Source organism: Streptomyces sp. NPDC052773, from assembly GCF_044547145.1.
Taxonomy (GTDB): domain Bacteria; phylum Actinomycetota; class Actinomycetes; order Streptomycetales; family Streptomycetaceae; genus Streptomyces.
In genome coordinates, this window is record NZ_JBITZX010000001.1 from 931754 (window position 1) to 952962 (window position 21209).

The 21209-nt window shown below is 73.1% G+C and carries 25 protein-coding genes; 23 read left to right on the forward strand and 2 right to left on the reverse strand.

Annotated elements, in window-relative coordinates; translation table 11 throughout:
- The first annotated feature begins 70 nt into the window (after positions 1-70).
- From ACIG0D_RS04300 to ACIG0D_RS04340, 9 genes are all read left to right on the forward strand, one after another.
- Positions 71-310 (forward strand): hypothetical protein, encoded by a 240-nt coding sequence (locus ACIG0D_RS04300; protein WP_399796149.1) that lies wholly within the window; start codon positions 71-73, stop codon positions 308-310.
- A gap of 55 nt (positions 311-365) precedes the next feature.
- Positions 366-2096, forward strand: a complete 1731-nt coding sequence (locus ACIG0D_RS04305) for an acyl-CoA dehydrogenase family protein (protein ID WP_399796150.1) — start codon at positions 366-368, stop codon at positions 2094-2096.
- 99 nt (positions 2097-2195) lie between these two features.
- The gene (locus ACIG0D_RS04310) at positions 2196-3008 is read left to right on the forward strand and encodes a 4'-phosphopantetheinyl transferase family protein (RefSeq protein ID WP_399796151.1); all 813 of its coding nucleotides are present in this window, start codon (positions 2196-2198) and stop codon (positions 3006-3008) included.
- Positions 3009-3073: 65 nt separating this feature from the next.
- A complete protein-coding gene (locus ACIG0D_RS04315) occupies positions 3074-3889 on the forward strand; it encodes a thioesterase II family protein (protein ID WP_399796152.1) in 816 nt (271 codons plus the stop codon).
- Between the two features lie 18 nt (positions 3890-3907).
- Positions 3908-4750 carry a BTAD domain-containing putative transcriptional regulator gene (locus ACIG0D_RS04320; protein WP_399796153.1) on the forward strand — a complete coding sequence of 281 codons (843 nt, stop codon included), beginning with the start codon at positions 3908-3910 and terminating at the stop codon, positions 4748-4750.
- A 37-nt stretch (positions 4751-4787) separates the two neighbouring features.
- On the forward strand, positions 4788-5048 hold the full coding sequence (locus ACIG0D_RS04325; RefSeq protein WP_399796357.1) for an acyl carrier protein: 261 nt from the start codon (positions 4788-4790) through the stop codon (positions 5046-5048).
- Complete coding sequence (locus ACIG0D_RS04330) at positions 5045-5824, forward strand: SDR family NAD(P)-dependent oxidoreductase (RefSeq protein ID WP_399796155.1); 780 nt, start codon at positions 5045-5047, stop codon at positions 5822-5824. Before ACIG0D_RS04325 ends, ACIG0D_RS04330 begins: the two co-directional genes overlap by 4 nt.
- Positions 5824-6213: a SchA/CurD-like domain-containing protein gene (locus ACIG0D_RS04335; RefSeq protein WP_399796156.1), complete on the forward strand. Its 390-nt coding sequence runs from the start codon at positions 5824-5826 to the stop codon at positions 6211-6213. The genes ACIG0D_RS04330 and ACIG0D_RS04335 overlap by 1 nt, the downstream gene beginning before the upstream one ends.
- On the forward strand, positions 6210-6662 hold the full coding sequence (locus ACIG0D_RS04340; protein ID WP_399796157.1) for a DUF1772 domain-containing protein: 453 nt from the start codon (positions 6210-6212) through the stop codon (positions 6660-6662). The genes ACIG0D_RS04335 and ACIG0D_RS04340 overlap by 4 nt, the downstream gene beginning before the upstream one ends.
- A gap of 175 nt (positions 6663-6837) precedes the next feature.
- Here ACIG0D_RS04340 and ACIG0D_RS04345 read toward each other — a convergent pair whose 3' ends face one another.
- Entirely contained in the window at positions 6838-7218 is a 381-nt protein-coding gene (locus ACIG0D_RS04345; protein WP_399796159.1) for a SchA/CurD-like domain-containing protein, read from the reverse strand.
- A 165-nt stretch (positions 7219-7383) separates the two neighbouring features.
- Between ACIG0D_RS04345 and ACIG0D_RS04350 the strand changes: the two genes are divergently transcribed.
- The 12 genes from ACIG0D_RS04350 (at position 7384) to ACIG0D_RS04405 (ending at position 16193) form a co-directional block, all read left to right on the forward strand.
- Positions 7384-7719: a TcmI family type II polyketide cyclase gene (locus ACIG0D_RS04350; protein WP_399796160.1), complete on the forward strand. Its 336-nt coding sequence runs from the start codon at positions 7384-7386 to the stop codon at positions 7717-7719.
- Entirely contained in the window at positions 7716-8153 is a 438-nt protein-coding gene (locus ACIG0D_RS04355; protein WP_399796161.1) for a cupin domain-containing protein, read from the forward strand. Before ACIG0D_RS04350 ends, ACIG0D_RS04355 begins: the two co-directional genes overlap by 4 nt.
- A complete protein-coding gene (locus ACIG0D_RS04360) occupies positions 8150-9436 on the forward strand; it encodes a beta-ketoacyl-[acyl-carrier-protein] synthase family protein (protein WP_399796162.1) in 1287 nt (428 codons plus the stop codon). Before ACIG0D_RS04355 ends, ACIG0D_RS04360 begins: the two co-directional genes overlap by 4 nt.
- Before the next feature lies 1 nt (position 9437).
- On the forward strand, positions 9438-10658 hold the full coding sequence (locus ACIG0D_RS04365; RefSeq protein WP_399796163.1) for a ketosynthase chain-length factor: 1221 nt from the start codon (positions 9438-9440) through the stop codon (positions 10656-10658).
- Between the two features lie 93 nt (positions 10659-10751).
- A complete protein-coding gene (locus ACIG0D_RS04370) occupies positions 10752-11216 on the forward strand; it encodes an SRPBCC family protein (RefSeq protein ID WP_399796164.1) in 465 nt (154 codons plus the stop codon).
- A gap of 11 nt (positions 11217-11227) precedes the next feature.
- Entirely contained in the window at positions 11228-11683 is a 456-nt protein-coding gene (locus ACIG0D_RS04375) for a DUF1772 domain-containing protein (protein WP_399796165.1), read from the forward strand.
- Positions 11684-11711: 28 nt separating this feature from the next.
- Positions 11712-12467 (forward strand): SDR family NAD(P)-dependent oxidoreductase, encoded by a 756-nt coding sequence (locus ACIG0D_RS04380; protein ID WP_399796166.1) that lies wholly within the window; start codon positions 11712-11714, stop codon positions 12465-12467.
- The gene (locus ACIG0D_RS04385) at positions 12467-12790 is read left to right on the forward strand and encodes an antibiotic biosynthesis monooxygenase family protein (protein WP_399796167.1); all 324 of its coding nucleotides are present in this window, start codon (positions 12467-12469) and stop codon (positions 12788-12790) included. The genes ACIG0D_RS04380 and ACIG0D_RS04385 overlap by 1 nt, the downstream gene beginning before the upstream one ends.
- On the forward strand, positions 12780-13136 hold the full coding sequence (locus ACIG0D_RS04390) for an antibiotic biosynthesis monooxygenase family protein (protein ID WP_399796168.1): 357 nt from the start codon (positions 12780-12782) through the stop codon (positions 13134-13136). Before ACIG0D_RS04385 ends, ACIG0D_RS04390 begins: the two co-directional genes overlap by 11 nt.
- A gap of 183 nt (positions 13137-13319) precedes the next feature.
- Positions 13320-14195: an NAD(P)-dependent oxidoreductase gene (locus ACIG0D_RS04395; protein WP_399796169.1), complete on the forward strand. Its 876-nt coding sequence runs from the start codon at positions 13320-13322 to the stop codon at positions 14193-14195.
- A gap of 4 nt (positions 14196-14199) precedes the next feature.
- Entirely contained in the window at positions 14200-15894 is a 1695-nt protein-coding gene (locus tag ACIG0D_RS04400; protein ID WP_399796170.1) for an FAD-dependent oxidoreductase, read from the forward strand.
- Positions 15891-16193 (forward strand): antibiotic biosynthesis monooxygenase family protein, encoded by a 303-nt coding sequence (locus ACIG0D_RS04405; RefSeq protein ID WP_399796171.1) that lies wholly within the window; start codon positions 15891-15893, stop codon positions 16191-16193. The genes ACIG0D_RS04400 and ACIG0D_RS04405 overlap by 4 nt, the downstream gene beginning before the upstream one ends.
- A gap of 312 nt (positions 16194-16505) precedes the next feature.
- Here the strand turns inward: ACIG0D_RS04405 and ACIG0D_RS04410 are convergent, their stop codons facing one another.
- Positions 16506-17999 carry an MFS transporter gene (locus tag ACIG0D_RS04410; protein WP_399796172.1) on the reverse strand — a complete coding sequence of 498 codons (1494 nt, stop codon included), beginning with the start codon at positions 17997-17999 and terminating at the stop codon, positions 16506-16508.
- A 171-nt stretch (positions 18000-18170) separates the two neighbouring features.
- Here ACIG0D_RS04410 and ACIG0D_RS04415 point away from each other — a divergent pair, with 171 nt between their 5' ends.
- Both ACIG0D_RS04415 and ACIG0D_RS04420 read left to right on the forward strand, forming a co-directional pair.
- Complete coding sequence (locus tag ACIG0D_RS04415; protein WP_399796173.1) at positions 18171-20006, forward strand: asparagine synthetase B family protein; 1836 nt, start codon at positions 18171-18173, stop codon at positions 20004-20006.
- Positions 20003-21208, forward strand: coding sequence for a M24 family metallopeptidase (locus ACIG0D_RS04420; protein WP_399796174.1), 1206 nt, complete (start codon positions 20003-20005; stop codon positions 21206-21208). The genes ACIG0D_RS04415 and ACIG0D_RS04420 overlap by 4 nt, the downstream gene beginning before the upstream one ends.
- The last annotated feature ends 1 nt before the right edge of the window (position 21209 follow it).

Here is a 21209-nt window from a genome sequence, read left to right on the forward strand (position 1 = left end):
GTTCCTCGAGGATCCGCCGAGTCGGCGCGCCGATCGTGGCCTTTCCCGATCTCAGAAGGGATGGCACGACATGCCCACCACCGCACACAGCGGCAGCTCCTTCGCCCGAGTCGCACTCGAGCGGGTGCTGCGGCCCGTATGGAACTCACTGGTGGCCTACGGGTCCCTGTGGCTGCCCGGCGACCAGACCCCGTTCTGGCAGCAGTACCACTACGACACCATGCCGGATCCGAGGCTGCTGAACCCGGCGTTCACGCCCGGCACAACCGATGTGACGGAGTCTCGCCGGACGACCTTGAGCGCGTCTTGAGCCGTGCCGGTCGAGCAGTGGCCCATGAGGTTCCGGACGAGGACGGAGGCATGCCATGACAGCGGCGGTGAACACGGTGGACTCCTCGGAAGCCGCCGTACAGGAACGCATCGCCCGGCTCGAGCACGACTTCGGAGACCTCGACGACCCGGGCAACCCGCTCGGCGCCGAGCAGTTCCTCGCTGCCGACGCACGCGGGCAGCAACTGCCGGCAGCCGAGCGGCTGCTCGGCTCGTTCGGGCTCAACGCCGAGTTCGTGCCCCGCGAACTCGGCGGCAGACTCGACCGGCTGGACGCGCTGGCCCGGGTGCTGCGCGCGGTGTTCCGCCGCGACGCGGCACTCGGCCTGGGCCACGGCCTCACCTCGTACCTGGCCGCGGTCGTCGTGTGGGCGGCCGGCACCCCGCGCCAGCGCCGGGAGACCGCCGACCTGCTGCTCTCCGACGGCCGTATGGCCTGCGCCTACCCCGAGCCGCCCCAGGGCAACGACTTCCTGCGCAACCGGCTCACCGCCCGGCCGGACGGCGACGGCTACCGCCTCAGCGGCCGCAAGGAAGCCCTCAACAACGCCGCCCACGCCGACGCGCTGGTGATGTTCGCGCACACCCCGGAGGGACTGAGCGCCTTCCTCGCGCCCGGACCGGCGCACCCGGACGGCCGGGACATCACGCTGCTGCCCCGCCGCCCGACCGTCGGCGTACGCGGCTGCGCCATCCAGGGGATCGCCCTGGACGGCCACCGGCTCGACGCCGGACGGCTGGTCGGCGCGGCCGGCGGCGGGGCGCGGCTGGCGGAGCTGGTCTTCCCGCTCACCCGCAGCGCGGGCCTGTCGATGGCGCTGGGCTGCGCCGACACCGCGCTGCGCACCACGACCGCCTTCGCCCGCTCGCACCGCTCCCGCAGCCGCGCCTCCCTGCACTCCGCGCGCACCCGCACCGCGCTGGCCAACGCGTTCACCGACCTGCTGGTGTGCGACTGCCTGTCCCTCGTGGCGACCCGGGCGCCGCATCTGCTGCCCCGGGAGAGCCGCACCCTGGGCGCCGTCGCCAAGTACCTGCTGCCGACGATCCTCAACGAGACGATGGACGACCTGTCGATCGTGCTCGGCGCCGAGGCCTACGCGGCCGGCGGCAGTTACGGCATCTTCCACAAGACCGCCCGCGACCTGCCGATGATCGGCCTCGGCAGCGCGGGCACCTCGGCCAGCCGGGCCGTGATCATCGCCCAGCTGCTGCGGCTGCCGAGGCCGGCAGCGCCGGCCTCGACCACGGACCTGGGGGCGCTGTTCCGGCCGTTCGACGCGGCGCTGCCGCCGTGCCGGCCGGAGGAGAACGCGCTTCTTCCCGACCGGGACTCGCTCCTCGGGTACCTGGAGGAGTCGGCGGGCAGCGCCGACGACGGGGCGGCGGGCGAGTTCGCCGGCCCGCTCCGGGAGGCCGCGGCCGTCCTCGTGGCGCACGCGCGGGAGCTGCGGGAGCGCTGCGCGGAACTCGCCGCACGGCCCCGCGGGCGGCCCGTCAGCCCGCGCGCCTACGCGCTGGCCGAGCGGTACGCGCTGCTCGTCGCCGGTGCGGCCTGCCTCGGGGTCTGGCGGCAGCGGCCGGCCGGCGGGTTCCTCGCCGATCCCGCGTGGGCGGCGATGGCGCTCACCCGGATCGCGTCCCGGCTGGACAAGTCGGCGGTGCGGGCGCCCGCGGCGGGCCTGGACCGGATGCTGGCGGAGCTGCTGCACCGGTTCGACGACGCGCGCAGTTACGACCTTTATGCGACGGCGATCGGTCGATAGGGGCGCCTGCCGGGGGCCGCGCCGTGCCCTCGGCAGGCTGCGGGTCCGCCGCGGTTGCCCGCGCGGTCCCCTGCGCCCCTTCTCAAGCGGAGGTGGGACATGAAGCGGCCGGTGCGGCAGCCCGGGCCCGCGCACCCCTGGCAGGCGGTGCGCCGTGCGGTGGCGGACGACGGCTCCTGTGTGGTGTACGCGCACGTCGACGACTGGCTGCCGGAGAACCTGGGCTCGCCGTCGCTGGCCGCCGACCTCGGGCCGGACCACGCACGGCTGGCGCGGATGCCCGCCTCACGCAACCGGGACCGGTTCGTCGCCTCGCGGCTGCTGCTGAAGTCGGCGGCGAGCGCGGTGCTCGGTGCGCTGCCGCGGGAGCTGGAGCTGGCGTACAAGCCGGGCGGGCGGCCGTATCTGCGCGGCATCGACCAGCTCGATGTCGGACTCAGCCACACCGAGGGGCTGCTCGTCGTGGGACTGACCCGGTTCGGCCGGATCGGCGTGGACACCGAGCCTGCCGACCGCCGGATGCTGGAGCTGGGCACCGAGCTGAAGGCCTGCACGCCGTACGAGCTGGAGGCGCTGCACCACGTGCCCGAGGAACGGCGCAACCGTGAGCTGGTGCGGCTGTGGACGCTGAAGGAGGCCTACAGCAAGGCCATCGGCCAGGGGTTGCGGTTCCGTTTCACCGAGTTCGGGTTCGCCACCGACGACGCCGGGGTGCGGATGCTGCGCCCCGACGGCACGCCCGGCACCGGGCAGGAGTGGTCTTTCCACAGCTGGCTGGTGGAGGACGCGTACACCGTCAGCGCCGCCGTCTACGACCCCGGTTTCGGCGAGCGGCGGGACTCCGGCGGCGGCTTCGGTGACGTGCTCCCGCTGCTGCCGGTGCTCTCCGATCCCCGCTCCAGCGCAAGTTGAGCGGCGACCGAGGCCCTGCGGTGACGCTCGGATCGCGCATCTGACCGAAAAGGTGCGGCGAAACGATGCTGCAACGAAGGGGGGCCCGGGTGCAGCGCTATCTCGCGATCCGGCCGACACCCGGCGGCGACCGGATCCGGCTGTTCTGCTTCCACCACGCCGGCGGGGGCGCGTTGACCTTCGCGGGGTGGCAGCGGCGCGTCGGAGCGGACGTGTCCGTACTGCCGGTGCGGCTTCCCGGCCGGGAGACCCGGCGCACGGAGGAGCACATCACGGACGGCGCCCGGCTGCTGGACGAGCTGCAACACGACCTCGGCGATCTGCTGGACGAGCCGCACGCGTTCTACGGACACAGCCTCGGGGCGCTGGTCGCCTACCGGTTCGCGCAGGCCCGGGTGCGCGCCGGACAGCGGCCGCCACAGCTGCTGACGGTCGGCGCGTGCGCCGCGCCGCAGCTGCCCTCGCCGCTGGTGAAGACCTTGCTCAACCCCGGACTCCCCGACGAGGAACTGGTCCTGGCCCTGGGCGGCCGGGACGGCATCCCCGCACCGCTGCGCAGCCGGGTCGGCCGGCTCGGCGCGGTCCTGCGGGCCGATCTGCGCCTCGCGCACAGCCTGCGCGCCACGCCCGTGACCCCGCTGCCGTGCCCTCTCGACGCCTACGCGGGCGCCGACGACCCGCTGGTCTCCGCCTCCGAGGTGCACGCCTGGAAGCACTGCACCACCGCCCGATTCCGGTTCCGGACCGTCCACGGCACGCACTTCTTCGTACGGGGCCGGGACGTGCCCGGCGCGGTGGGGGAGGCCCTGCGGTCCCTGGCGACCGGACCCGGTGCGGCACGGCCCGGCGCGGCACCGCACCCGGCCGGCCGACCCACGTAACCCGAAGGAGATCCGCGCATGGAAATCAGTGTGCTCGGCCCGTTCCGGGCCACCCTGTCCGGAGTACCGGTGCACCTCACCGCCGTCAAACCGCGCAAGGTCTTCGCGCTGCTCGCGCTGCAGGCGGGCGAGGTGGTGTCGGTGACGTCGCTGGTGGAGGAGGTCTGGGGGGAGAGCCCCCCGCGCAGCGTCCAGACCACCCTGCAGACGTACATCCTGCAGATCCGCAACGCGATCGCGGCGGCCCTCGGCGACGACGGCACCGCGGACGGCGCCGGCCTGCCGCACGGCGCCAAGAGCGTCCTGGTCACCGAGCCCGGCGGCTACCGGCTCGACATCCACGGCGGCCTGCTCGACGCCCACGAGTTCGACGCGCTGTCCTCCGCGGGCCACCGGGCCCTGGACCACGGCGACTGGGCCGGCGCCTCCTCGTTCTTCGGCCGGGCGCTGTCCCTGTGGCACGGCCGGGCCCTCGCCGACGTGCAGTGCGGGCCGCTCCTCGAAGTGGAGGCCACCCGGCTCGACGAGTCGCGGATGAGCGTGCTTCAGCGCCGGATCGAGGCAGACCTGAGGCTGGGCCGCCACCATGAGCTCATCGGCGAGCTCTCCGGGCTCGCCGCCCGGCACCCGCTGCACGAGGCGGTGCACGAGCAGCTGATGCTCGCGCTGTACCGGGTGGGGCGCCGCAGCGACGCCCTGGCCGTCTACCGGCAGCTGCGCCGCTGCCTGAACCAGAGCCTCGGGCTCGATCCCTCCCCCAGCGTCGAGCATCTGCACCGGGCGGTGCTCGACTCCTCGCCGCAGCTCGACCTGGACACCGCGGCCGCGGCCACGGGCCCGCAACTGGCGAGGGCCAACTGACCCGTCAAGGAATGCGAGAGGAAGCATCGTGAGCGACATGACCCTGTCCGAACTCGGCGAGCTGCTGCTCGAATGCGTCGGTGCCCCGGAGGAGGGCATGGCACTCGAGGGAGAGGAGGCCCTCGACACCCCGTTCCTGGAGTTCGGCTACGACTCCCTCGCCCTGCTCCAGGTCACCAGCGTGATCAACCGCAAGTACGGCATCGTGCTGGACGACGACGCCGTCGGCGAGGCGGAGACCCCGCGGATGCTGCTGCAGCTGATCAGCGTGGCACCGCGGGCCGGGGCGGTCCGGTGACCGCAACCGCCTCGACCGCCGCGTCCGCCGCGCCCGGCGCCTTTGCCGGGGCGCGGCGGGTGGTCGTCACCGGCGGCACCAAGGGCATCGGCCGGGCGACGGCACTCGCCTTCGCCCGGGCCGGCGCCCGGCTCGTCGTGTCGTACGGCCATGACGACGAGGCGGCGAAGTCGCTGGCCGCCGAGCTGGAGGCGCTGGGCGCCGACGCCGAGACCGTACGCGCCGACCTGACCACCCGGGAGGGCGCCGAGACGCTGGCCCGGGCGGTCGCCGGCCGGTTCGGCGAGGGCGGCCTGGACGTCCTGGTCAACAACCTCGGCGTCGACGGGCACCGCGGTTTCGCGGAGCTGGACGACGACGAGTGGCGCCGCGTGATCGACCACAACACCACGTCCGTCTACCTGGTCACCCACGCGCTGCTCAAGGCACTCGCCGAGGGCGCGTCGGTGGTCAACGTCGGCGCGTCCGTGGCGCTGCGGGGCCGCCCGTTCGGCGTCCACTACAGCGCCTCCAAGGCCGCGCTGATCGGGTTCACCCGGGCCCTCGCCAAGGAGCTGGGACCGCGCGGCATCCGGGTCAACCTGGTCGCGCCCGGCGTGACCCGCACCGAGCCGGACGGCGGACCACCGCCCCCGGTGGCCCAGAAGCTCGCCGCGCTCACCGCGCTGGGCCGGCTGGGCAGTCCCGAGGACGTGACGGGCGCGGTGCTGTTCCTCGCCGGGGAGTCCGCCGCGTACGTCACCGGCACCACCATCGAAGTCGACGGAGGAATCTGATGCCCTACGCAGCCATCACCTACCGCGTGAAGCCGGGCCACGAGGACGAGATCGCGAAGATCTTCGAGGAGTTCCAGCGGGTCGACACCCCCGACTTCGCGGGGGAAGGCGGGACGCCGGCCGGCCGGCTCCTCGGCACCGCGGTGTTCGTCAAGGACGACATCGTGGTCCGGGTCATCCACTACGAGGGCGACTTCGCGGCCATCGGCCGGCACATGGCCGCCCAGCAGGGCGTGCACTCCGCGGAGGCCCGGCTGGCGCCGTTCCTCGCGGAGCCGCGGGACACAGGAACGCCGGAGGCGTTCGCCGCGTACTTCCGCAACGCCACCATGCGGCGGGTCGCCCAGCTGACCGTGGACACCCACCCCGCGGGGGCCGCGGCGTCATGACCGAGGTGCTGGGCGTCGCCGCGCTGGTCGGCAGCGGCGTCACCGCCGGGGTGCTGTTCGCCGTCGCGCTGAGCGTGCTGCCCGCGCTGTTCGCGATGGAGACCGGTACGTACGTGTACGCGCACCAGCTGCTCGGGCGGAACTGGGATCCCACCATGCCGGTGATCGTGCTGAGCAGCACGCTGGCCGACGCGGTGCTCGCCGTGCTGGCCGAGGGGTCCGCGCGGGTGCTCTTCGTGGTCGGGGCGGTGCTGCTGCTCGGTGTCTCCGGGGTGTCCCATCTGTGCAACGTGCCGATCAACCGGCGGGTGAAGGCGATCTCCGATCCGGGGGTCATTCCGGCGGACTGGGAGGATCCGCGTCCGCTGTGGCGTCGCTATCACTATCTGCGGACCGTCCTGGCGGTGGTGGCCCTGGCGGTGAACGCCGCGGCTCTGACGGCGATGTGAGAACGGTTGCGCACCGAGGCCGCACTTCCCTCCAACGGGGGTGCGGCCTCGGTGCGTTTGCGTTGCTTTGCGTTGTCAGGCGCGGGTCGTTCGTGGCTGGTCGCGCAGTTCCCCGCGCCCCTGAGATGGGGACGGGTGCCCTCGTTGCGGGGCACCCTCGTGCGTCATCGGATGTTCACGCCGGGGACGGTACGTCCCGTGCCGAGATCTGGGCCACCGTGGTCAGGAGGCTGCGCTTGAACGTGGCGACGAAGCCCTCGACGGTGTCGGTGTCGCGGGGCTTGCTGAGGTAGGGCTTGAGCTTGCGCTCGACCTCGCGTACGCCCGGCTGGGACGCCATGTGCCGGGCGACCGCCTCGAGGTCGCCGGTGTACTCGATGACCCGGACGAGCGTGTCGTCGCGGAGGAACACCGCCGTGGCCACGATCGTGCCGGCCTGTTCACCCGAGGCGTCCTCGACCCGGCTGCCGCGCACCCGCTTGAAATTGCCGAAGATCTCGGTGAGTTCCTTCTCGTAGCCCGGCTTGATGTCGTACGTGATGGCTGCGAACGGCATGCCTGTGCCCTCTCTTCCTGCGTGACGGGGAACGGTCCCCGCCCAGCACAGGCCCGCCGGCTCGGGTCCCGCTCGAGGTCCCCTCACTGAAGGGGAGTTCGAGCCACCCTCCAGACCCGGGTGCGACGTTCCCTTCCGAACACCGACCCGAATGGGAGGGACGACGTGCACCGCACCCTGATCGTCGCCAAGCTGCGGCCGGACAAGACGGACGACATCGCGAAGATCTTCGAGGACTCCGACTCGACGGACCTGCCGCACATGATCGGCGTCAGCCGTCGCACGCTCTTCAGGTTCCACGGCCTGTACTTCCACCTGGTCGAGGCCGACCAGGACATCAACGACAACCTCTACCGGGCCCGCAGCCACCCGCTCTACGACGACATCAACACCCGGCTCGCCCAGTGCGTGGAGCCCTACGACCCGGACTGGAAAGAGCCCAAGGACGCGATGGCCGAGCCCTTCTACATCTGGACCAAGGACGGAGGGCGGATCCAGTGACCACCGCCATCACCCGCACCGTGAAGGTGGCCGCCGACGAGGTCGAGGCCAACACCAAGCGCGGCGGCGACATCCGCGTCACCCTCAGCCCCAAGACGGTCGGCTGCGGCTCCGGCTTCGGCGGCGTCATGACCCTGGAGCCCGGCGACTGGGTGACCGAGCACTACCACCCGTACTCCGAGGAGTTCATCCACGTCATCGACGGCAGCCTGGAGATGACGCTGGACGGCCGGGACGTCCTCGCCCTGGGCGCCGGCGACTCGCTGCTGGTCCCGATCGGGGTCCGCCACCGCCTGGTCAACACCGGCGACACCACCGCCCGCTGCGCCTTCCACCTGTCGCCGCTCGCGCCCCGCCCCGAGCTGGGCCACGTCGACACCGAGCCGGCCCAGCGCCCCGAGCAGTCCAACCCCGATGTCGGCGGTGCGCGGTGATCCGACGTGCCGTCATCACCGGCATCGGCGCGGTCGTGCCGGGCGGGGTGGGCCGGGAGGCCTTCTGGCGGACGCTGTCCGAGGGCCGTACGGCCACCCGGCGGATCACCCTGTTCGACCCGGCGGCGTTCCGCTCGCAGGTCGCCGCCGAGGTGGACTTCGACCCGGCCGCCGCCGGACTGACCCCGCGTCAGATCCGGCGGATGGACCGCGCGGCGCAGTTCGCGGTGGTCTCCGCCCGGGAGGCGGTGGAGGACAGCGGGCTCGAGCTGTCCGCCGTCGCCCCCGAGCGGGTCGGCGTCTCCCTCGGCAGCGCCGTCGGCTGCACCATGGGCCTGGAGGAGGAGTACGTCACGCTCTCCGACAGCGGCAAGAAGTGGCTCGTCGACCACGAGTACGGCGTCCCGCACCTGTACGGCTACATGGTGCCCTCCACCCTGGCGGTCGAGGTCGCCTGGGAGACCGGCGCCGAGGGCCCGGTCGCCCTGGTCTCCACCGGCTGCACCTCGGGCCTGGACTCCATCGGGCACGCGGTGCAGCTCATCGAGGAGGGCTCGGCGGACATCGTGATCGCCGGCGCCACCGACGCGCCCATCTCGCCCATCACGTCCGCCTGCTTCGACGCGATCAAGGCGACCACCCCGAACAACTCCGACCCGGAGCACGCCTCCCGCCCCTTCGACGGCAACCGCGACGGCTTCGTGCTCGGCGAGGGCGCCGCCGTCATGGTCGTCGAGGAGCGCGAGGCCGCCCTCGCCCGGGGGGCCCGGATCTACGCCGAGATCGCCGGGTTCGCCGGCCGCAGCAACGCGTACCACATGACCGGGCTGAAGCCCGACGGACGGGAGATGGCGGAGGCCATCACCGTCGCGCTGGACCAGGCGAGGCTGGACCCGACCGCGGTCGGCTACATCAACGCGCACGGCTCCGGCACCAAGCAGAACGACCGTCACGAGACCGCCGCCTTCAAGCGCAGCCTCGGACAGCACGCGTACGACATCCCGGTCAGCTCCATCAAGTCGATGGTCGGGCACTCGCTCGGCGCGATCGGGTCCATCGAGGTGGCCGCCTGCGCCCTGGCGCTGGACCGCCAGGTGGTCCCGCCCACCGCCAACCTGACCACCAAGGACCCGCTCTGCGACCTGGACTACGTGCCGATCACGGCCCGGGAGCACGCCATGGACGTGGTGCTCTCCGTCGGCAGCGGCTTCGGCGGCTTCCAGAGCGCGATGGTGCTGGCCCGGCCCGGGAGCGCGGCCGCCGCCGCGGGAAGAGGGGAGTGAAATGAGCGTGTCCGCCGCTCCCGTCGTCACGGGACTCGGGATCTGCGCGCCCACCGGCATCGGCGTCGAGGCCCACTGGTCGTCGGTGCTGGCCGGGAAGTCGGCGATCGGCCGCATCGAACGCTTCGACCCGACGCCGTACCCGGTGCGGTACGCCGGTCAGGTGCCGGGCTTCGACGCCACCGAGAGCGTGCCCAGCCGGCTGATCGCCCAGACCGACCACTGGACGCATCTCGCGCTGGCCGCCGGCGAGGCCGCGCTGGCCGACTCCGGGGCCGACGTCGGGGCCATCCCCGAGTACGAGATGGCCGTCGTGACCTCCTCGTCCTCCGGCGGCACGGAGTTCGGCCAGAAGGAGATGACCGCCCTCTACCAGCACGACCCCAGCTGGGTGGGCGCCTACCAGTCCATCGCCTGGTTCTACGCGGCCACCACCGGCCAGCTGTCCATCCGGCACAAGATGCGCGGCCCGTGCGGGGTCCTCGCCTGCGAGCAGGCCGGCGGACTCGACGCCATCGGCCAGGCCCGGCGGCTGATCCGCCGCGGCTCCCGGCTGGTCGTCACCGGCGGCACCGACGCCTCGCTGTGCCCCTACGGCCTCACCGCGCAGCTGAGCACCGGCCGGCTGTCCACCGTCCAGGACCCGGAGCGCGCCTACCTGCCCTTCGACGCCGAGGCCTGCGGGCACCTGCCCGGCGAGGGCGGGGCGATCCTCGTCGTGGAGAGCGCCGAACAGGCCGCCGAGCGCGGCGCGGGCACCGGCTACGGCCGGGTGCTCGGCTACGCCGCCGGCTTCGACCCGGCCCCCGGCTCAGGCCGCCCGCGCGCCCTGCGCCGCACCGCCGAACAGGCCCTCGCCGACGCCGGACTGGCCCCGTCCGACATCGACGTCGTCTTCGCCGACGCCTCCGGCGTCCCGGCCGACGACCGCGACGAGGCGGAGGCCATCGCCGCCGTCTTCGGGCCGTACGGCGTCCCGGTCACCGCGCCGAAGACGCTCACCGGCCGGATGTACGGCGGCGGGGCACCGCTCGACGTGGCCACCGCGCTGCTCGCGCTGCGCGAGGGCGTGATCCCGCACACCGCGCACATCCGCGAGGTCGCCCCCGGGCTCGCCGTCGACCTGGTCACCGGGGCGCCGCGGGAGCTGCCGCTGCGGCACGCGCTGGTGCTGGCCCGCGGCCACGGCGGGTTCGCGTCGGCGCTGGTGCTGGGCCGCTGACCCGTCCGCTTCCGCTCACCGACCGATCCGCGTACCGACCGACCCGCGTACCGAACGACCGCGTACCGAACCACCGCGTACCGAGGAGTTGTCATGGCCGGACACACCGACAACCACATCGTCATCGACGCCCCCATGGACGTCGTCTGGGAGATGACCAACGACGTCCCCAACTGGCCCGACCTGTTCAGCGAGTACGCCTCCGCCGAGGTGCTGGAGCGGGACGGCGACACGATCGTCTTCCGGCTCACCATGCACCCCGACGAGGACGGCAACGTCTGGAGCTGGGTCTCCCGGCGCACCAGCGACGCCGCCACCCGCACCGTGCGCGCCGAGCGGGTGGAGACAGGCCCGTTCGAGTTCATGAAGATCTACTGGGAGTACACCGAGGAGCCCGGCGGCGGGGTGCGCATGCGGTGGGTCCAGGACTTCCACATGAAGCCCGAGGCGCCCGCGACCGACGACGCGATGACCGAGCACCTCAACATCAACACCAAGGTGCAGATGGCGCTCATCAAGGAGCGGGTCGAGGCCGCGGCACGCGTGCTCACCCGCTGAAGGAGCCCCCGGTGCTGAATCTCGTCACCCCCCTGCTCCTGCTCTGCAACGGCCTGGCCGCCGGGGTCCTCTTCGGCACCCAGCTCGGCGGCTTCCCCTACCTCGCGTCGCTGCCCACCGACCGCTATGTGCACGCCCACGCGTTCTTCGGGCAGCGCTACGACCCGGCGATGCCGATCTGCCTGGTCGCCACCGTCGTCCTGGACGCGGTGCTGGCGGTGGGCACCGCCGACGCCGCGGCCCGCACCCTCTTCGCGGTCGCGGGAGTCCTCGCCGCGGCCACCGCGCTGATCTCGGTCACCAAGAACGCGCCGGTCAACCGGTGGATGCGGACCATCGACCCGGACAACCTGCCCCGGGACTTCCGGGACCCGCGCCGCGAGTGGGGCGCGTGGAACCAGCGGCGCAGTGTGCTCACCATCGTCGCGCTCGTCGCCAACTGCGCCGCCCTCGGCTTCCTGCTCTGACCCATCGACGTACTACGGAGGTACCCCCATGGATCTCGGCCTCAAGGGCAAGAAAGCCCTGGTCACCGGTGGCACGCGCGGTGTCGGCCGAGGCGTCGTGCTGGCGCTCGCCCGCGCCGGCGTCGACGTCGTCACCTGCTACCAGCGCGACAGCGAGTACGTCGCCTCCCTGGAGCGGGAACTGAAGGAGACCGGCGGCGACCACCACGTGCTGCGCGCCGACCTGTCGCAGCCCGAGGAGATCGCCGCCCTGCTCGCCAAGGTGCGCGAACTGCACGGCGACCGCCTCGACCTGCTCGTCAACAACGCCGGCGCGATCAGCCACGTCCCGTACGCCGAGCTGCCGCTGGAGGAGTGGCAGCGCATCCTCAACACCAACGTCACCGGCGCCCACCTCGTCATCCAGCACGCCCTGCCGCTGCTCGGCGAGGGCTCCTCGGTGGTGTCCATCGGCTCCCGCGCCGTCGACGCCGGCATCCCGCTGCGCGCCCACTACACCACCACCAAGGCCGCCCTGGTCGGCCTCAACCGGTCGCTGGCCAAGGAGTTCGGCCCGCAGGGCATCCGCTTCAACGTCGTCGCGCTCGGCGTCATCGAGACCGAGAACTTCCACGCCATGCCCGAGGAGCAGCGCCGGCTCATGGCCGAACGCTACGGCGCCAAGACCGCCCTGGGCCGCCTCGGCACCCCCGACGAGGTCGCCGGCGCGATCCTGTGGCTGGCCAGCGACCTGTCCCGGTACGTCACCGGCAACACCATCGGCGTCGACGGGGGGATCTCCTGATGGCCTTCCGGGTGATGCTGCGCATGGAGATCGAGCCGGGCAAGGAGGCCGACTTCGAGAAGGCCTGGCTGGAGGGGACCGAGGCGGTCACCGGCCACCCGGCCAGCCTCGGGCAGTCGCTGTCCCGCGAGGAGGGGCCCGAGGGCAGCACCTACGTCATCGTCAGCGACTGGGTGGACGAGCCGCGGTTCCGCGCGTTCGAGGAGAGCCCGGCCCACCTGGAGCACCGGGCGACCCTCCACCCGTTCCGCAGGAGCGGCACCTTCCACGTCATGGAGGTGCTGCACCGCATCGAGGGCAGGGCGGCCGCCGATGCCCGGTGAGGACCGCGCGGGCGGTGCGGGCGGGGCCGGCGGCGCGGGCGGCGAGGTGCGGGTCGTGGTGTACCAGGCCGCGTACGACGAGCAGCAGCTCGCCGCCGTCCGCGCCGCGTACCACCAGGTGAGCGAACGGCTCGCGGGGGCGCCCGGCATGCTCGGCAACGAACTGCTGCGCAGCCCCCACGACCCGACCTCGCTCGCCGTGCTGAGCCGCTGGGAGTCGCTGGAGGCCTTCCGCGCCTGGGAGGCCGGACCCGACCACCGGCACGACACCGCCCCGCTGCGGCCCTTCCGCGACGACCGCACCGGCGCGCCGTTCGCCGTGTACGAGGTCGACGCCGCGTACTGAGCGGCCCCGGCGGGCCCGCCCGGCAAGCGGCGCGTGCCACCCACTCGACAGTGGGTGGTCCGCGGAACACCGCTTCCCGAGATCACCGTGTCCCGAGATCACCGTGTCCCGAGATCACCGTGTCCCGAGATCACCGCTTCCCGAGATCACCGTGTCCTGAGATCACAGAGAAGAGAACCCACCATGACAGACCGCCAGTTGGCGTTCATCGGCCTCGGCAACATGGGCGGCGGCATGGCCCGGCGGCTGCTGGACACCGGGCACACCCTGACCGTCTTCAACCGGACCCCCGCCAAGGCCGCCCCGCTCGTCGAGGGCGGCGCACGGCTCGCCGACGCCCCGGAGCGCGCGGCGGCCGGACACCGGATCGTCATGCTCAGCCTCAGCGACGAGGCGGCCGTCGAGGAGATCCTCTTCGGCCGGATCGTCCCCGTCCTCGCCCCCGGCACCGTCGTCGTGGACACCTCCACCGTGTCCCCCGGTTACGCCCGCGAGGCCGCCGCGCGGCTCGCCGCCGAGGGACTGCGCCGGGTCGAGGCCTGTGTCGTCGGCAACCCGCTCCAGGCCCGCAAGGGCGAGCTGCGGGTGTTCGTCTCGGGAGCGTCGGAGGACCTCTACGAGGCCCGCCCCGTCCTCGAGGCCATCGGCAGCGAGGTCGTCCACGTGGGCGCCCCCGGCAACGCCGCGAGCATGAAGCTGATCCTCAACCTGCTGCTCGGCGCCCAGGTCGCCGCGCTCGCCGAGGCCGTCGACTACGGCACCGCGGCCGGACTGGACCGCGACCAGCTGATCGGCGTCGTCTCGGCCAGCGGCTTCAGCTCCCTGGTGATGCGGTTCCGCGCCGAACTGATGCTCAAGCGCACCTACGAGCCGGCCTTCTTCCGCTCCGAGCTGATGGAGAAGGACATCCGGATCGCGCTGGAGGCGGCCGCCGGACTCGGCACCGAGATGCCCGTCCTGGGCACGGTGCGGGAGCGGTTCGCCCAGGTCCTGGCCGCCGGAGACGGGGACAAGGACGCGTCCGTGCTCGTCGAACACCAACCCCGGCAAGGAAGGTGACACTGTGCTGAGTACCACCCGGAGCACGCTCCGGAACACCGATGTCCTGGTGGTCGGCGGGGGACTCGCAGGACTCTCGACCGCCGTCTTCCTCGCCGGGCAGGGCGTGGACTGCCTGCTGATCGAGCGGCAGCCCGAACTCTCCGGCCACCCGCGCGCCCGCGGCGTCCATCCGCGGGCCATGGAGCTGATGCGCGCCGCCGGCGTCGAGGAGGAGATCCGGGCCATGCCCTCCGCCCGCCTGCTCGCGGGCAACTCCGGCGTGATCGCGGCCCGTTCGCTGGCCGGGCCCGAACTCGGCGCCCTCGACGAGAAGTACGTCATGGACGTGGGCGCCGACGTGGGCTCGCTGTCCCCGACCGGCTGGTGCCTGTGCCACCAGGGCGAACTGGAGGACGTGCTGCGGGGCCGCGCCGAACGGCTCGGCGTCGCCCTGCGCTTCCACACCGAGCTGCTCTCCTTCACCCAGGACGGCCCCCCGGGCGAGGAGATCACCGCCCGCGTCCGGGACCGCGTCACCGGCGCCGAGCGCACCGTCAAGGCCCGCTACCTGGTCGCCGCCGACGGCGCGCACAGCGGGGTCCGGCAGACGCTCGGCATCCCCTTCCAGGGAGAAGCGCTCGGCCACTACGTCAACGTGCACTTCCGGGCCGACCTCACCGAGCAGCTCGCCGGCCGCCGGTTCCTGATGTGCTACACGTTCAACGAGCGGGTGCGCGGCGCCCTGATGCCGCTGGACAACGCCACCGAGTGGCTGCTGCACATCGCCTACGACCCCGCCACGAGCGACCTGGAGTCGTTCACCGAGGAGCGGTGCGCCGAACTGGTCCGGGCCGCCACCGGGGTTCCCGGCCTCACCCCGCAGATCCTGTCCGTGTCCCCCTGGGAGGGCGCGGCCCGCACCGCGGACCGGTTCCGCGACGGACGGGTGTTCCTGGTCGGGGACGCCGCCCATGTGATGCCGCCCAGCGGGGGCTTCGGCTCCAGCACCGGCATCCAGGACGCGCACAACCTGGCCTGGAAACTCGCCGCCGTCCTCGACGGCTGGGCCGGGCCCGCGCTCCTCGACAGCTACGACGAGGAACGCCGGCCGATCAGCGAGGCCACCGTCGAGCAGGCCGTGCTGCGCTCCCAGGACCGGCCGCGCCTCGTCGACGAGCCCGGCGAGCGGCCCCCCGTGCACCCGGGCATCGTCGAGGACGCCCTCGTCTGGCTGTCCTGGCGGTACCGCTCCTCCGCCGTCACCCCCTGGGACGAGGGGATCCTGCCCGGATACGGCGTCTGGTCCGCCGAGAACGACGGCCGGCCCGGCAGCCGTGCCCCGCATCTGCGGCTGCGCCGCGGCGGCGCCGAACTGTCCGTGCTGGACCTGTTCGGCTCCCGCCCGGTCCTGCTGACCGGCCCCGACAACCGGGCCTGGCGGGAGGCGGCCACGGCGGTCTCCCACGAACTCGGGGTGCCGCTGGAGGTCCACGGCATCGGTGCGGAGCTGACCGATGTCGAGGACAGGTGGCCGGAGCGGTACGGGGTGACGGCGCAGGGCGCGGTGCTGGTGCGGCCCGACGGCGTGGTCGCCTGGCGCTGCGCGGACGCGCCGGTCTTCGCCCGCAACACGCTGCGCGCGGTCGTGGCACGGCTGCTCGGCCGGGACGGGACGACCGCCGCGACGACCGACGAGGGAAAGGAAGCGGAACGGTGACGCACAGGGTGATCCTGCGGATGGAGATCTTCCCGGAGATGGCCGCGGACTTCGAACGGACCTGGCGGGAAGTGGGGGAGTCCATCTCCCGGGAACCGGACAACCTCGGCCAGGCGCTGGTCCGTGACACCGAGGAGGAGGGCGTCTACTGGGTGTTGAGCGACTGGACGTCCGAGGCGAGCTTCCGTTCGTTCGAGGTGACCGAGCGCCACCTGGCGCATCGGCTGAAGCTGAAGCCGTACCGCAAGGGCGGTGCGATGCATGTCACCGAGGTGGTCCGGGAGATCGCCCCGGCCTGACCCCGGTCCACGCTCTCAAGGCGCCGTCGCGGAGGGTTCACCTCCGTGGCGGCGCCCTTCGGTGTGCGGGGAGCGAGGTAAGGCGGGGCGGGAGCGCCGTAGGGGTGCCGGTGTGTTGCGGAGCGCGGGCCGTCCGTGGCCGGTCGCGCAGTTCCCCGCGCCCCTTTTCGGGTGGGACCAGTGGACCCAGCCCTCAAGGGGCGCGGGGAACTGCGCGAACAACCCCCACCGGCCCGCACCCCGCGAACGACCCCGGCCCAGCACTGCGCCCCCGGCCGGAGTACGACGACCGGGGGCGAGCTCCGGGACGAGTCACTGCGGTTGATGCTCCCGCACCGGCGCGCGCGGCCCGGGCGCCGCGGCCCGGGCCGGCCGGGGAAGCCCCACCCGCAGCAGGACCAGCGCCAGCACGTACATCACGAGCTGGCAGCCCAGCGCCCAGGACACCGCGCGGACGGAGTCCGACGCTCCCGCGGCGAGGCCGTAGAAGACCGAGCCCACGAGGGCCACGCCGAACGCGTTGCCGATCTGGCCGAAGGTGGAGAACACGCCGCTGGCCGAGCCGATGCCGCCGTGGGGCATCGCGGAGAGCGTGATGTTGTAGAGCGGGGGGCTCAGCAGGCCCATCCCCGCGCCGCACAGGACCAGGCCGGGGAGGACGTGCAGGGGGCGCAGGGCGGAACCCTGGTCCACGGTCTGCCAGAGCAGGACCGCGGTGCCGGCCGCCATCAGCAGCGCGCCGCACTCCAGCATGGGGCGCCCGAGGCGTCCGGTCAGCGGGACCGACGCACCCGACGCGAGCGCGGCCGACACCGCGAAGGGCAGCAGGGTGAAGCCCGCCTTCTGCGCGCTGTAGCCCAGTCCGTCCTGGAGGTGGACGACGTACACCAGGAAGAAGGACGCCACCGCGCCCAGCACCAGGAAGTTGACCGCGGCGCCGGCCGGGAAGGCACGGCCGCGGAAGAGGCCGGGGGCGAGCAGCGGGGTGCGGCCGGCGCGTTCGGCCCGGCGCTGGAGCGGGGACAGCAGGGCGAGCACGGCGACGCCCAGCACGGCCAGGGGCATCAGCAGCAGCGGGTGGCCCGTCTCCCGGCCCTGCACCAGCGGGACCAGCAGCAGGAGCAGGCCCGCGGTGGCCACCGCCACGCCGACCAGGTCCAGGCGGGGCGCACGCTCGGCCCGTTCGGCGGGCAGCCAGCGCGCGGCGAGCACGAAGGCGAGCGCGCCCACCGGCAGGTTGACGAGGAACACGGCCCGCCAGCCGAGGCCGAACAGGTCGGCGTGCGCGAGCAGTCCGCCGAGCACCGGACCGGCGCAGGTGGCGGCGGCGATCACCGCGGCCTGCACCCCGAACGCCGGACCGCGCCGCTCCTTGGGGAACAGCAGGATGATCACCGGGGCGATCTGCGGGGCCAGCAGGGCCGCGGACAGGCCCTGGAGCACCCGGGCCGCGATCAGCACCGCGGCGTTCGGCGCCGCCGCGCACAGCGCCGAGGCCAGGGTGAACGCGACGATCCCCCACAGCACCAGCGGCCGTCGCCCGTACGCGTCGCCCAGCCGGCCCGCGGTGACCAGCAGCAGCGCGAAGGCGAGGCTGTAGCCGGCCAGCAGCCACTGCACGGCCGCGTCGGACGCGCCGAGTCCGTCCTGGACCGACGGCGCGGCGATGCTCACCACGGTCACGTCGAAGGTGTGCAGGAATCCTGCGAGCAGGACCGCGCCGAGCGCGAGCCAGGAGCTGCGCGGCACGGTCGGGTGGGTGGTCACGTACGCCTCCTCGAAGTACACGACTCTGGTCGCCGCCACTGTCCGCAGGAACCACGGAGGACGGCTCGAGGATCGTTCGACGAGCGGGTGGCGCGGCCTGCGGTGTCGACCGCGGCTCTAGCGGGGTGCGTCCGCGGCGCGACCGTGCGCGCGGATGCTGCCGGTGACCTTCACAGACGTAACCGACAGACGTGGACGAGAGGTGACGCCGTGTCCGGGCTCGTTGGCTGGATCGACTTCGAAAGGGACTTGCGCAGGCATCGGCCGGTCGTCACGGCGATGGCGTCGACGCTGGCGCAGCGCGGGCCGGACGGCGAGGCGGTGTGGACCGGGGAGCACGCCGCGCTCGGGGCCCGGCTGCTGCATCTGGACGGGCTGACGGACGAACAGCCGTTCGTGCTGCCGGCGGCCGGGCACGACATCGTCGCCTGTGTCACCGGCTGGCCGACCGGCACCGAGGCCGTGCGCGCCGACCTGGCCGCGGCCGGGGTGCGGGTGCCGGCGTCGGCCGGGCCGACGGCGCTGGTCGCGCACGCCTACCGGGAGTGGGGCGCCGACTTCCTGCCGCGGCTCACCGGCGCCTGGGCGGTGGCGATCTGGGACGGCCGTACCGAGGAGATGATCCTCGCCCGCGACCACCTGGGCGGCCAGCCGCTGTACTGGACGCGCACCGCGACCGGCATGGTGTTCGGCTCCGAGCGCAAGGTGCTGCTCGCGCACCCGGAGGTGGACCCGGTCGTCGACGCGGCCGGTCTGCGCGAGGCGGTGTCGCAGGCCCTGCCGCACGGCGGGATCTTCTCCGGCTTCGACCGGATCGGCGCCGCCGAGATCGCCCGCTGGGGCCGCGACGGTCTCAAGCGCACCAAGTACTGGGGCATCAGCACCCAGCCCCACACCGACGACTACGACACGACCGTCGCGACGGTCCGGGAGATCCTGGCGCGCAGCGTCGAGGACAACCTGACCGACGACCCCTCCCAGATGCTGGTGATGCTCTCGGGCGGCGCCGACTCCTCCGCCGTGGCGGGCCTGGCCGCGGACTCGCTGGCCCGCTCGCAGAGCGGCAGCCTGCGCGCCTTCACCATCGAGTTCCGCAGCAGCGAGTTCCGCGCCGACGTCATGCGCAGCACGCACGACACCCCGTTCGCCACCGAGGTCGCCCAGCACATCGGTGCCGACCACACCCTGGTGGAGCTGGAGACGGGGGACATCCTCGACCCGATCGTGCGGGTCGGGATGCTGAAGTCGAAGGACTTCCCCACCCGCCAGTACGACATGGACACCGCCCAGTACCTGACGGTGCAGCGCGCCGCGCAGGAGGGCTGCAAGGTGGTCTTCGCCGGGTACGGCGGCGACAAGTACTTCCAGGGCGCGACCTGGTTCACACACAAGGACCTGGTGCTGTCCGGGACCTTCCCGTGGGTGGCGCTCGCCCAGAAGTTCGGGGCCGCGAACGGGTTCGGCACCGGCCTGTTCAACGCCGACGCGCTGCGGGCACTCGACTTCGGGACCTACTACCGCGACGTGTACGCCACCGCGGTCGCCGAGGTCGAGTACCTGCCCGAGGAGGACGAGTGGCAGCGCCACATGCGGCGCGTCGCCTACCTGATGAACACCCGCTTCGGCATCGACGCGGGCTCCTACTCGGCGGCCGGCCTCCAGCTGCGTACCCCGATCAACCACCCCGAGCTGGTCCAGTACGCGTACAACATCCCCAACGAGATGCACAACCGGCGCGGCATCGAGAAGGGCATCCTGCGCGCGGCCGTCGCCGACCTGCTGCCCGAGTCGGTGCTGAACCGGCACCGCAGCGCCTCCCCGGTCTCGAACCACCCCGACTACCCGGCCGGACTCCAGCGGGCGATGAAGGCGGTGCTCGCCGACCCGGACGCCCCGGTGCGGCAGATCATGGACGTGGAGGCCGCCGCGGCGGTCGCGGCGAGCCTGGAACGGCTCACCAAGGACCGGATGGCCCGCGCCGACGTCGAGCTGATGCTCCAGCTGAACCTGTGGCTGGACCACTACCGGGTGAGGCTCGCGCTGTGACCGCCGACGCGTCGCGCTCCCGGCGGCTCGCCCGCCACCTGGACGAGGCGGGCCTGGACGCCCTGGTCGCCACCTCGGCGGAGAACGTCCTCTACCTGACGGGCATCTCCAGCGTCGGCGGCCAGAACCACCCGTACAGCAGCCGCGCCCTGGCCGTCGTGACCCGGGACCGCCCGGACGCCCCGTACTTCGCCAGCTCGCGCGGCGACGTCGACCAGTTCCTGGACGCCACCACCGCGCTCAGCGGCGTCGTCGCCTACGGGACCTTCCACCGGGTGCTGCCCGACGGGCTGGAACTCACCCCGCGCGAGGAGCGGTTCAAGGAGGTCGGGGTGGACGCCGCGCCCGCGCCGGACGCCCTGGCCGCCCTGGTGCGCATCCTCACCGAGGCCGGACTGGCCGGGGCCCGGATCGGCGTGGACGAGAACGCCGCCCCGCTCGGCTTCCTCGACCGGCTCGCCGAGGCCCTGCCGGCCGCCGCGGTGCGCCCCGCCGCGGCCGTCCTCCAGCAGGTCCGCAAGGTCAAGACCGAGGCGGAGGTGCGGCGGATCGCCGAGTCCGCCGCGATCGCCGAGTCCGGGATCCGGGCCGCGCTGGGCATCGCCGCCGAGGGCGTCACCGAGCGGGACATGGTGCGGGAGTTCGAGACCGCCGTCGCGCGGGCGGGCGGACGCCCGCGGTTCACCCTGATCAAGTTCGGCCGGGACGGCGTGCTGGGCCAGACCCGGCCGACGGACATCCCGCTGCGCCGCGGCGACTCCATCTGGTTCGACGTGGGCTGCACCTGGCGCGGCTACTGGTCCGACATCGCGCGGACCGCCAGCTTCGGCACACCCTCGCCCCGGCTGGCGGCGACCTACGCGGCGATGCTCGCCGGTGAGCAGGCCGCGCTGGACGGCGCCAAGCCCGGCATGACGGGCGGCGAGCTGTTCGACCGCACCGTGGAGGCGGTCCGCGCCGCCGGGGTGCCGCACTACCGCCGGCACCACGTCGGTCACGGCATCGGCGCGGAGATCTACGAGCCGGTCCTGCTCACCCCCGGCAACGGGGACGTGATCGAGGAGGGAACCGTCGTCAATTCCGAGACGCCGTACTACGAATTCGGGCTCGGCGGCGTCCATGTAGAGGACCCCTTTGTCGTCGAGCCCGGCGGCAACCGGCTCCTGACCACGCTGGACCGCTCGCTCATCGTCATCGACTAGG